A 12,037-nucleotide genomic window follows, 5' to 3' on the forward strand; every position below is an offset into this window, starting at 1 on the left:
AGCTGACAACATGAAAAAAGTCCTCATCCTCGGTGTCAACGGCTTTATCGGCCATCACCTGACCAAGCGCATCATCGAAACCACCGACTGGGAAGTGTATGGCATGGACATGCATGCCGACCGCGTCCTCGAGTGGAAGGATCATCCGCGCTTCCACTTCTTCGAAGGTGACATCACCATCAACCGCGAGTGGATCGAATACCACGTCAAGAAATGCGACGTGGTGCTGCCGCTGGTGGCCATCGCCACCCCGGCCACCTATGTTCAGGCGCCGCTGCGCGTGTTCGAACTGGACTTCGAGGCCAACCTGCCGATCATCAAGTGGTGCGCCAAGTACAAGAAGCGCGTGGTGTTCCCGTCGACCTCGGAAGTCTACGGCAAGAGCACCGATGCCGAGTTCGATCCGGAAAATTCCGATCTGGTCTACGGCCCGATCAACAAGCCGCGCTGGATCTATGCCTGCTCCAAGCAGCTGATGGACCGTGTCATCGCCGCCTACGGCCAGCAGGAGGGTCTGGATTACACCCTGTTCCGTCCGTTCAACTGGATCGGCGCCGGTCTGGACAGCATCCACACCCCGAAGGAAGGCTCCAGCCGCGTGATCACCCAGTTCCTCGGCCACATCGTGCGCGGCGAACCGATCAAGCTGGTGGACGGCGGGGCGCAGAAGCGTGCCTTCACCTATATCGACGACGGCATCAGCGCGCTGATGAAGATCATCGAGAACAAGGACGGCAAGGCTTCGGGCCAGATCTACAACATCGGCAACCCGAAGAACAACTTCTCGATCCGCGAACTGGCCCACATGATGCTGACGCTGGCCGCCGCCTATCCGGAATACCGCGAGCATGCCGCCAAGGTGCAGCTGCTGGAAACCACTTCCGGCGAGTACTACGGCAAGGGCTATCAGGACGTGCAGAACCGCGTGCCGAAGATCGCCAACACCATGGCCGATCTGGGCTGGGCACCGACGGTTACCATGGATGACGCGCTGAAGGGCATCTTCGACTTCTACCGCGATCAAGCCGCCTCCGCGCGCGACCTGGCCGACCAGTAATGACCAAGCTGGCACTCAAGGTGGATGTCGACACCTGGCGCGGCACCCGTGACGGTGTGCCACGCCTGGTGGAACTCTTTGCCCGCCACCAGGCGGGCGCCACCTTTTTGTTCAGCCTCGGCCCGGACCATACCGGCCGCGCCATCCGGCGAGTCTTCCGCCGCGGCTTCCTGCAGAAGGTGTCGCGCACCTCGGTGGTCGAGCACTATGGTATCCGCACCTTGCTGTATGGCACCCTGCTGCCCGGCCCGGACATCGGCCGCCGCGAAGCGGTGCTGATGCGGGGCGTGCGAGATGCCGGCTTTGAGGTCGGCATCCACACCTGGGACCATATCCGCTGGCAGGACTTTGTGGCCGGCAAGGACGCCGCCTGGACCGAGCGCGAGATGAACAAGGCCGCACAGCGCTTTGAACAGATCTTCGGTCAGCCTCCGCGCACCCATGGCGCGGCGGGCTGGCAAATGAACACGGCCGCCTACGCCCATGAAGCCACGCTGCAGCTCGACTACGCCTCCGACGGTCGCGGACGCTGTCCGTTCCAGCCGGTCGATGCCGAAGGCCGCGTGCTGGGTGTGCCGCAGCTGCCAACGACCCTGCCGACCCTGGATGAACTGATCGGCCTGGATGGCCTGACCGCCGACAACGTGCATCAGGTGATTCTGGACCAGACCAGCACACCTCCGCAGACAGGGCATGTCTACACCCTGCACGCCGAGCTGGAAGGCCTGCGACTGCTCGACACCCTGGACCGGCTGCTGAGTGGCTGGAAACAACAGGGCTATCAGCTGGTTTCCTGCGCCGAAATGTTTGCCGGACTGGATGTCGGCCAACTGCCCCGCTGTCAGGTCGAGATGGGCGAGATTCCCGGACGCAGCGGTACCCTGGCGCTGCAAGGCCCGGCGGTGGTGTCTTCATGATGCCCCTGCTCGGCGCCCGCGTTGACCGCTCGCTGCGCATTCTGGTCAACACCCGGCTGGATGGCTATCCGGCCTATTTCCATGTCGAACCGCAAGCGCTGTTTGCCTGGCTGCAGCAGCCGGACGGTACACCGGAGGCTGCCCTGGCCCTGCTCCAGGAATCCTGGCCGACGCTCAGCCTGCGGCTGGAGAAACTGGTGCAACGCCACGGCAACGACTTTGTCGTCACCGCGGCCATGCTTGCCTGACGGTTTTTCAATCGTGCCCTGGCGGGGTGCTGCGGTACTGCCCCTGCCGCTCGATCATCCAGGCCGGATATTCTTCCGGCAGACGACTCACCTGATCCAGCAAAGCCAGCTCGTCATCCTGCAGGCGCACGCGACTGGCGGCGATATTGTCCTGCAGCTGCTCGGTGGTGCGCGCACCGATAATCACTGAACTGACCGTCTGCTGCGCCAGTAGCCAGGCCAGCGCAATCTGCGCCACAGAGACCCCGCGCGCCTCGGCCATCGGTCGCATGGCATCGATACAGTCAAACGCCCGATCCTTGTCGACCAGCGGAAAGTCAAAGCTTGCCCGCCGACTGCCTGCCGGCCCGCTGCCATCGCGCTGGAACTTGCCGCTCAGCAAGCCACCGGCCAGCGGACTCCAGACCATCAGCCCCATGCCCTGGTCACGCAGCAGCGGCAGCAACTCCCGCTCCAGATCACGCCCGGCCAGCGTGTAATACGCCTGCAGACTGACAAAGCGCGCCCAGTCGTGCCTTGCCGACACCCCGAGCGCTTTCATGATCTGCCAGGCCGCCATATTGCAGACCCCGATGTAGCGCACCTTGCCGCTGCGCACCATGTCATCAAGCGCCGACAGGGACTCCTCGAAGGGCGTCAGCGGATCAAAACCATGCAGCTGGTACAGGTCGATATGATCCACTTGCAGGCGCTTCAGGCTGGCGTCCAGCTGATTCATCAGGTGGTAGCGCGACTGCCCGCGGTCATTGGGCGTCTTGTCGTTCATGATACCGGTCGCCTTGGTGGCAATGACCAGCTGGTCACGCGGCAGGCCGAGATCTTTCAGCGCCTGGCCAACGCGGGTCTCCGACTGACCCAGGGCATAGACATTGGCGGTATCGATGAAATTGATCCCGTGATCGAAGGCATAGCGCAGCTGTGCGTTGACGGCCTGCTGCTCCAGCCCGCCCATCACCTTCCAGAAGCCTTCACTGCCATAGGTCATGGTCCCCAGGCACAACTCCGACACATACAGACCGGTCTGGCCCAACAAACGATACTTCATGCTCTGCACTCCCTCGCATTGGCGACAATCCGCACATCATAGTCCTTCATCATGCAGCGTGGATAAAGAAAAACCCGGCCGCGGCCGGGTTGCTCGAGATCCGCTTCCCTGCGAACTAGACTCTGAAGCGCGAGAACATTTCGCGCATGCGCGAGGCCCCCTGACTCAGGGTCGACAGGGTCTGGTGCACCTGACCCAGCGAGTGATCATTCTCGATAATGCGACCATTGATGCGCTCGGTACTCTGGGCAATCACCGTGGTAGCTTTGTGCTGCTCACTGGTGGACAGGGCGATCTCGTTCATTTTGGCTTCGACCTGGCGCATGGACTGCTGAATCGAGGCAATGCGTTCGGCCGCACTCTGCGTCAGCCCGACCCCGCCATCGACCGACTGCACGGTCAGTTGCATATTGCTGACTGCCTGACCGGTCTCGCTGCGAATCAGCTCGACCATGCCGGCAATTTCCTGCGTCGCACCACCGGTACGCTCAGCCAGCTTGCGAACCTCATCGGCCACCACCGCGAAACCGCGCCCCATCTCACCGGCACGCGCCGCCTCAATGGCCGCATTCAGTGCCAGCAAATTGGTCTGGTCGGCAATATCTTTGATCACCTCGGTAATACCGGAAATTTGCTGGGAACGCTGATCCAGCGAGGACAGCATTTCCGACAGGCCCTTGACCACGGTCACCGTGCCACCCATCTCTTGCGACAGCTTGTCCATGTCACCGGCGCTTTCACTCGATACCACACCGGTCTGCGCCACCAGCCCATCCGCCTCATTGGCGGCCTCGGAGATATGCGAAATGCTGACGGTAATCTGCTCCAGCGTCGCGGCATTGGCGCTGGAGACATCAGAAATTTCACGCGAGTCACTGACCACCTTCTCAATCGACTGGCCTGCACCCTGCACGCCTTCGATCAGGCGGTCTGCCTCCAGCTTCACGCCCTGGAACATATTTTGCAGCTGCCCGATGAAGACATTGAAGGCACTGGCGGTTTCGGCAATTTCATCCTGGCCGGGAACATCGATGCGGCGGGTCAGATCGCCCTCACCCTGCGAGATTTCCTGCATGGCCTGCTTGAGTCGCTGCAGCCCCTTGAGCATGCCGGCCAGCACCAGGCTGGCAATCGGCACCAGAATGATCAGCGCCGCCAGAACCGTCAGCGCAATGGTGATCACGACCTTGGTCATCGGGTCGGTCACCACCGAAGTGTCCATGGCCACGCCAAGCAGCCAGTCCGTCCCGGCCACCGGAATGATCTGCACATACATCGACTGGCCATCCATGGCCACCTGCAGGGTCTCGCCGCTGCCCGACGCACTGGCCAGCCGGTCTGCCGTCAGCTCCGGGGCGATATTGCTCAGGGGCTTGAGGGTCAGCTGGGCATTCGGGTGGGCCAGCACCTTGCCGTCCTTGCCGACCAGGAAAGCAAAGCCGTTACCACGCAACTTGACCGACAACACGGTCTTGACCAGATCGTCGATGAACACATCACCACCGGCCACGGCCTTGAGACTGCCGCCACTCATGACCGGTGCCGCAAAGGTCACCGTCAGGCGACCGGTAGTGAAGTCGGCATAAGGAGGCGTCACGCCGGGCTTGCCGCTGCCGGCCACCATTTTGAACCACGGCCGGGCCGTCGGATCGTAGCCCGGTTTGGCGGCATGGCCATCCGAATAGACAATGTGTTTGTCAGAAAAACCGATATACGATTTATTAAAGGCGCCGGCCTCGCTGATTTTGCCCAGGGCCGGTACCGGATCGGCCATCTCGGCCAGACCACCGGCGGCCACGACATTGGTCAGCTTGCCGTCGTACCAGTCTTTTACGAAGGTGGCATAACCATGTGCCGTTCCCGACAACTCATGATCCACCCCCTCGAGCATGCCGCTTCGCATCTGGCTGTACACCAGCACGGCAATCACCAGGCTGATGAAGGCCATCAGCATGGCAACAAACACAATGAGTTTGACACGTAGTGAACGCATGATTGGCTTTTCCTGTTTCGTTCATCATCCAACGACTCCCCCACCGGCAAGAGTCATCCATTTGGCATTTTTTATTACACTCACATGGAACAATGAGCATTTTTTGCGCAAAGATACCTTGTCGGAACACAGATTGCAGCGGAATTTTTGCTGAGTGTGGTGCGACACCAACCCAAGTAAAAATACTGATTGCACCCGGACGGCATTTGTGATTATCGGTTTAATTTAAACCTGCAAATATAAAGCATTTGCTTTTATGTTGAGAGATCCACGGGGGCAGGCAAAGGCCATGACAGACCGGTGGATCCGGCGCAAAGGGGCGTCTGGACAAAAAAGGACATCAGGGAACGGGACTGAACATCCCGGTCAGGCGACGCAACGTGCCGTCCTTGCGCATGGATTGCAGGGCCAGGTCGAGCGCGGCCAGTGTTTCCGGTGTCGTGGCCGGGTGACAGGCCAGATACTGGTCGGACTGACCGATGACCAGCAAGGGGCGAATGCCATGAAAGGCATCCTGAGCAATCAGGGTTTGGGCGCGACCGGCCGCCGCCAGCCACAGGTCAATATGCCCCGCCATCAGCTTGCGGGCATTGAGCGCCTCATCACTCACCAGGTCCAGGCGGGTAAAGCCCTTGGCGCGCAGAAAATCGGATTTGGCATCGCGCAGGGTACCGCCGATGCGGTAAGGGCGGGCATCATCCAGCGAGCCAATGCGGCCTTTGAAGCCCGGCCCCGCATACAGCACCCATTGATTGACCGCGATCGGCCCCACCCAACGGAATAAAGGCTCACGCTCGGCGGAACGCACCGTGGAGTAAAGACAGGTATTGGCAGATTGCAAAGCCAGGGCATAGGCACGAGGCCAGGGCAGTACGCTGAACTGACCGCTCAGATGAGCCCGTCGCAACATCTCGGCGATGACGTCGCTGGACAGACCGGCAATATGACCATTGTCTTCGTAGTTCAAGGGAGGCTGATTTTCCGTCACCAGCTGCAGCACAGAATCAGCCCTGCCGGACAGACAGGCCAGCGCCAGACAAATGGCCACCATACCAGGCCCCAGGCAGCTTGCTGATCGTCTCATCACCTACGTTCCCGTCGACTCGATGAATGTTTGTGTTCGTACCCTACCACAAATTCATGCCAATATCATTTTTTACTGCCAAGCTGTTCTCTGTCTGCGGGGGTGCCGCCAGGCATGGAGAATGAAATGCAAAAACCCGCCGCAGCGGGTTTCCGGAAGGACCTGCCTGAATTGGTCAGGCGGATTCGGCCGACACGGCAGCACGCTGCTTGTGCCCCAGACCAAACACCTTGTAGCAGACCGAGACGGCGGCCAGCAGCAAGGTACCGACAATCAGCGAGACCCGGGTATCCGGATTGATCAGCATGCCGATCAGCACACAGATCAGGAAAGCGATGGTCAGGTAGTTGGCCAGCGGGAACAGCACCGACTTGAAGGGATGATCCTTCATCGCCTCCGCATGAGCACGGCGGAAGCGGGCCTGGCACACCAGCACCACGAACCAGGGCACCATGCCCGGCAACACGCTGGCACTGTAGACATACACAAACACGCGCTCAGGATTCGGAATGATGTAGTTCAGTGCGGAGCCCAGCAACAGGAAGGCGATGGTGACCCAGATGGCATTGACCGGCACACCACCACGGGACACGCGCGACAGGAAGGCCGGCAACTGGCGGTTCTGCGACAAGGTGAACAGCATGCGGCCACAGCTGTAGATACCGCTGTTACAGCCGGACAGTGCCGCCGTCAGCACCACGAAGTTGATGATGCCGGCCGCCGTGCTGATACCAATCTTGGAGAAGGTCTGCACAAAGGGACTGCCGGTGGTGCCGATCAGGTTCCACGGGTAGATGGTGACAATGACGAAAATGGCGCCGATGTAGAAGATCAGGATACGCCATACGATATTGTTCACCGCACGCTTCAGCGTCACCTGCGGATTCTTGGCCTCACCCGCAGTAATCCCGACCAGTTCGACCCCCTGATAGGCTGCGACGACCAGACAGAGGGCAAACAGGAAACCTTGCCAGCCGCCGGCAAAGAAGCCGCCATGTACGCTCAGGTTGGCAAAACCGGTGGCCGGCATGCTGCCGCTACCGACAAAAATCAGCTTCAGGCCCACCAGGATCATGACCACGATGGTGGAGATCTTGATCAGGCCGAACCAGAACTCGAACTCACCATACAGACGCACGGCCAGCAGGTTGGAAGCCGCCAGGATACCGACAAAGGCCAGGGCGGGGATCCATTGCGGCAGGCCGGGGAACCAGTACTGCATGTAGACCCCGGCTGCGGTGATTTCAGAAATGCCGACCGCCACCCACATCAGCCAGTAACCCCAGGCGGTGAGGTAGCCGAAATAAGGATGAAGATACTTGTGGGCGTAAACGGCAAACGAGCCGGTGACCGGTTCGGTATAGAGCATCTCGCCCATGATGCGCATGATAAAGAAGATGAACAGGCCGGCAATGGCATAGGCCAGCAACACAGAGGGGCCTGCCCAATGCAGGGTACTGGCCGAGCCCATGAACAGGCCGACCCCGATGGTGCCCCCCAGGGCAATCAGTTCGATATGTCGCGACTCCAGGCCGCGATGCAGCTTTTTCTCTTCCGGGCTGTCATTCATGATGTGTTTTTTCCCAGTTTGGTGATCAAAATGTCCACAGACTTTGTAAGTCCGTGCCAAACATGTGTCAAGAAAATTGCCGGTATGTGACACCAGGGACAAAAAAACATGCCGCATCAAAGACAATGACATCAAGATAAATCCAACAACCATCGGTTTTGACGGATTTTTTATTCATTGGTCATGGGGTAATGCGGGTTGCCAAATTGCAACGGATGAAATCTCTGTTCAAGCAAAGATTTAACGTGAAAAGCAAAGAAGAGCAATCTTCAGAACGGGTAAATGCCCTACAAAAAACAAAACGGGGAGCGCAATGCCCCCCGCCTGAACCGCCATCAATATCAGAAGCGGTAATTCACGCCCAGCGTCACGGCAGACGTCATCGGACGACCGGTGGACATGCCATCGTGCTGAGTACTGTATTCCGTCTTGAGCCACTCAAGACTGGTCTCTACATGAGCCATCGGCTGATAGGCCACACCGACGCCATACCCCCAGCCATGGAAGTGCTTGGTGACGGAGCCGACGAAGCTGTCATTGACTTCGATATTGGCATATTGATAAGCCACCTTGCCGTAAGCCATCAGCTTGGGCGTCACCAGATAGCCCGGCGCCACCGACAGCGACCAGCGATCCTTCATCTTGCCGGACACCGTTTCGGTGCCACCGAGGTAGCTCGAGCTGCCGAGCGAAGGCTGATCCAGATTGATGCTCATGCCGGTATTGACGACCACCTTCGGTGCCACGGCAAAACCGTAACCGACGTTCAGATCCGAAGTGGTCCGGGTCGTCGACATGGACGGAATATTCAGCGAACCACCGAAATCCACCGTGCTGCGCACGCTGCTGACACTCAGACCAACCGTGGGGCCGACAAACGGCTCTGCGGCATAGGCACCGGCAGAAACCAGCACCGAAGCCAGGACGGCCAGCCGGATCGTTTTCATTTGCATTTTTTTCTCCAAAGCAGGGTCCGGCACGTGCAGACATGCATCGAACCCACTGAACAAAGGGCCGATGATTATAAATCAAACACGAAAAGATAACAAATAATTACATATAATGCATTTTTGTTATTGCCTGCAGTCCGCGCACAAGCCTGCCGTCCGGCATGACCCAACAGGGGGTGAAGGCAGGCCGGGCAGCTTGTCCAGCAGGAGGGGGGCTGGCAACAGCGCAAGACGGAAAGGCCTGTCGTCAGTGGCAGGGTGCGGCATGCAACCCGTAGCGCTTGGCGATACGCTCGGTGTCGCCACTGACACACAGTTGAGACAGCGTGGCATTGAAGCGTCTGACCTCGTTCTCCGACCAGCGGCGCGACAGGCCAAAACAGTACTGGATGGGCTGGATGGCGGCTTTGAGCACCAGCCCGGAATAAGCATTCTGGCGGATCAGCCAGGCAGCGACATCATCATTAATGAACACCAGGCCATCCCGGCCATAACGCCGCCTGGCCAATTTACTCATGGCGGTCAGGTTATCCAGCTCCTCGAGCTTCTGGGCCGGCACACCCCGCAACAACTGATCCAGCGCATACTCCGTGGCAGAAGGCCCATACGCTGCGATCTGCAGCCCCGCCAGACTGGCCGGGCCGGCATAGCGCCAGGGACTCTCCTCGCGGCCATACAGGCTGTAACGGCCTTGCAGCACCGGCAAGGACACATGCATGGCAGCCCGCCGGGCCGGAATATCCATCACCACATAGATACCATCGGCCAGATGCTGATCCATCATTCGCAAGGCACGTCGCCAGGGCATCACGGTCGTCTGGCATCGCCAGCCCATACGCACACAGACCTGCTGCAGAATGGCCTCCATCGGTCCTTCAAGCTGACCGTCATGCCATTGGCTATAGGGGGGAAACTCTTCGGTCACAAAGCGCTGTACGACCGGCACGGCCGCCAGGGCAGGCAGCGAGAACAGGAAGGAGAGGCACAAGGCCCAATGAAATACACTGCAAGAGTGCAGCCAAGACCGCATGCCAAGACCCCGGGACAAATCGGCTGATAACCGCATCAGCCCATGACGATGGCAAATAATACCATACCATCGTCATGGTTCACGACGCATACCGGCTAGGCAGGCAGATGGGCCAGACTGGCCATCAACTGACGCGAATCGGCATGAAGAGTCGCCGGATCCACCGTGGAGATCAGGCGGCTCAGCTGATGACGATACTGCTCCCATTGACCGACCTGACTACCCTGCAGACCACGATATGCGGCACGGCCACCATCGCCATGCGCATACTTGCGCATGAGATTACGCGTCAGCTGCAAGGTTGCCGTCACGGAGCGGATACGCTCCACGACCGGCAATCGATCCTCGCCCTTCACACCGGCACTCTCCAGCACCAGAGCATTGAGCATGCTCCCCTGTAAAGCGGCCAGCTGCTGCAACAATTCACCTTCCCCCACATCCCCCGGCAGCGCCTCGTTGGCCTTGGGCGGCAGGACTACACCAGGCAAAGATTTGGCAGCCGCCAGAGGAGTCGCCATCTGGGGAGCCGATGCCACGCTCCTGGTGGGTGCCACCGGGGTATTGACGGGCAATGGTGTTACCGCCTGGGGTGCCCGCAAGGCCTCTTTGGGTGCAGGGATCGCGCCCACAGGCGTGTGCGGCGGCGTCTTGCCCTTCTGCGCAGCAGACGCCGGAACTGGCGCAGGTGCCGTCACTGGCAGCTTGTCAGACGCGTGCAACGGAACCGGCCGCGCAGGCGTTGCGGGTGTGGCAGCGACCCTGATGCTATCTGGTGCCGAGGCCGTCCGTATCGACTTTTCCGGGGACGACGCGGCCATATGAACCATTGCCGCAGCCACCACATCGGAGGTACTGGCTGGCGCGTTTGGCCGGATAGCCGGCATCGCACCAGGGCGCAGCAGAGATAGGCCCCCCATCAGTGCACAGACCACGCCCAAACCAATCACTCCCGGCTTGCTGACACGTGACCAGTCGATAGCCGCAGGCGGCGTCCCGACAGAGGCGGGCACCGTAGCGGCCGAAGGGCCCGAAGCGGACTCCATCAAGGGCCAAACCGGCACCTGGTCAACGGGCGGTGAAGCGGGCATGACGGTCTGTCCGACAAAGCGGGCGCCCTCGTCCATGGCTAGCCACAGACATTCGAGCAAACCCGTCATGCTGGCACTAGCTTGCAACCAGACACTTTGCGCCCGGCAGTTCCCGGCCAGCTCGCCGGCCAGAAACAGACTCGCCGCCCGCACCTCGCCTTCGACCCTGGCTCCCGCCTCGATCCAGACCAGGGCGTCTTCGGCAATCACATCGCCCTGCACCAGGCCGGCGATGCGAATGGGCGCCGTCGCCAGAGGAATGGACACGGCGAGGTGCTGACTCATTGCCCTTGCGTGTCGGCAGCCACCTTGCGGTAGGCCTGCCGGCCACGCCCTTGCTCTTTGCTGGCAAACAACTGCTCGATATCCTCCACCTGCTCGGACTTGCCGCTGAACTGACCGCCCTTGCGGATCGAAAAGCGCTGCGAACGCGCGGTGCCCTGCAGGCGGCCATGTTCAAGGATTTCCAGCGCCGCGGCACTGCAAACACCTTCGACTTCGCCATCAATCACAATGCTTTGCGCCATGATGTCGCCTTCGATCCGGCCAGAACGCATGATGCGCACATGGCCGCCTGGTACTTGTACATTCCCGACCACGGTGCCATGAATTTGCAGGCTGCCCTGTGCCACGACATTTCCCTCAATTCGGGCATCCGAAGCCAGAACCGATGCCGTACGCGCAGCGACTTCCTGCGGCTCAGCGAGCGGCAGCACGGCCGGTTCGTTCGCCTCGGCAGCCTCCATGACCGGGGTGTCATTGACCGGCGCAATCTTGTCTTCACGACGGCTCAGGGTGCCCATCACTTCTTTCATAAAACTCAATGCCTGCATATCAAATCCCATCAAATATCAACAAGTTAATCAATGACAACGCGGTATCCACTCGTTGTTTTATCCATTTGTTGAATTCTAAGAGGATCGTGTATGAGGAATTAATCGGACGTTTCCTAAAGAACGCCAGATATAGGAGATTTGGCTGACAGGCGAAGAAGGCGGGAAAGTGAAATGAAAAAAGCCACCGTTTGCACGGTGGCTATCAAATCGAAAGTCAGA

General features: G+C 59.8%; 11 protein-coding genes. 3 read left to right on the forward strand and 8 right to left on the reverse strand.

The genetic code is table 11. The features are described 5' to 3' along the window. The first annotated feature begins 10 nt into the window (after positions 1–10). The 3 genes from JNO51_RS12440 to JNO51_RS12450 are packed head-to-tail and all read left to right on the forward strand — an operon-like array spanning position 11 to position 2,222. Positions 11–1,057 carry a bifunctional UDP-4-keto-pentose/UDP-xylose synthase gene (locus tag JNO51_RS12440; RefSeq protein ID WP_215777681.1) on the forward strand — a complete coding sequence of 349 codons (1,047 nt, stop codon included), beginning with the start codon at positions 11–13 and terminating at the stop codon, positions 1,055–1,057. Then, positions 1,057–1,974: a polysaccharide deacetylase family protein gene (locus JNO51_RS12445; protein ID WP_215777683.1), complete on the forward strand. Its 918-nt coding sequence runs from the start codon at positions 1,057–1,059 to the stop codon at positions 1,972–1,974. Before JNO51_RS12440 ends, JNO51_RS12445 begins: the two co-directional genes overlap by 1 nt. Next, positions 1,971–2,222 (forward strand): hypothetical protein, encoded by a 252-nt coding sequence (locus JNO51_RS12450; protein ID WP_215777685.1) that lies wholly within the window; start codon positions 1,971–1,973, stop codon positions 2,220–2,222. Before JNO51_RS12445 ends, JNO51_RS12450 begins: the two co-directional genes overlap by 4 nt. A gap of 7 nt (positions 2,223–2,229) precedes the next feature. On the opposite strand, the gene JNO51_RS12455 is transcribed toward JNO51_RS12450, so the two are convergent. The 8 genes from JNO51_RS12455 to JNO51_RS12490 all read right to left on the reverse strand — a co-directional run bounded on the left by JNO51_RS12455 (position 2,230) and on the right by JNO51_RS12490 (position 11,797). Next, on the reverse strand, positions 2,230–3,267 hold the full coding sequence (locus tag JNO51_RS12455) for an aldo/keto reductase (protein ID WP_215777687.1): 1,038 nt from the start codon (positions 3,265–3,267) through the stop codon (positions 2,230–2,232). Positions 3,268–3,382: 115 nt separating this feature from the next. Then, on the reverse strand, positions 3,383–5,260 hold the full coding sequence (locus JNO51_RS12460) for a methyl-accepting chemotaxis protein (protein WP_215777690.1): 1,878 nt from the start codon (positions 5,258–5,260) through the stop codon (positions 3,383–3,385). 340 nt (positions 5,261–5,600) lie between these two features. Beyond that, positions 5,601–6,344 (reverse strand): ABC transporter substrate-binding protein, encoded by a 744-nt coding sequence (locus JNO51_RS12465; protein WP_215777693.1) that lies wholly within the window; start codon positions 6,342–6,344, stop codon positions 5,601–5,603. A gap of 175 nt (positions 6,345–6,519) precedes the next feature. Beyond that, a complete protein-coding gene (locus JNO51_RS12470; RefSeq protein ID WP_215777696.1) occupies positions 6,520–7,914 on the reverse strand; it encodes an amino acid permease in 1,395 nt (464 codons plus the stop codon). A 341-nt stretch (positions 7,915–8,255) separates the two neighbouring features. Continuing rightward, positions 8,256–8,867 (reverse strand): porin family protein, encoded by a 612-nt coding sequence (locus JNO51_RS12475; protein ID WP_215777698.1) that lies wholly within the window; start codon positions 8,865–8,867, stop codon positions 8,256–8,258. 244 nt (positions 8,868–9,111) lie between these two features. Further along, the gene (locus JNO51_RS12480) at positions 9,112–9,894 is read right to left on the reverse strand and encodes an ABC transporter substrate-binding protein (RefSeq protein WP_215777701.1); all 783 of its coding nucleotides are present in this window, start codon (positions 9,892–9,894) and stop codon (positions 9,112–9,114) included. 95 nt (positions 9,895–9,989) lie between these two features. Then, entirely contained in the window at positions 9,990–11,267 is a 1,278-nt protein-coding gene (locus JNO51_RS12485) for a polymer-forming cytoskeletal protein (RefSeq protein ID WP_215777703.1), read from the reverse strand. Beyond that, positions 11,264–11,797 (reverse strand): polymer-forming cytoskeletal protein, encoded by a 534-nt coding sequence (locus tag JNO51_RS12490; RefSeq protein ID WP_215777705.1) that lies wholly within the window; start codon positions 11,795–11,797, stop codon positions 11,264–11,266. Before JNO51_RS12490 ends, JNO51_RS12485 begins: the two co-directional genes overlap by 4 nt. Positions 11,798–12,037: the final 240 nt, after the last annotated feature.

The sequence above is a fragment of the Paludibacterium sp. B53371 genome, from assembly GCF_018802765.1.
In the GTDB taxonomy this organism is placed as follows: Bacteria; Pseudomonadota; Gammaproteobacteria; order Burkholderiales; family Chromobacteriaceae; genus Paludibacterium.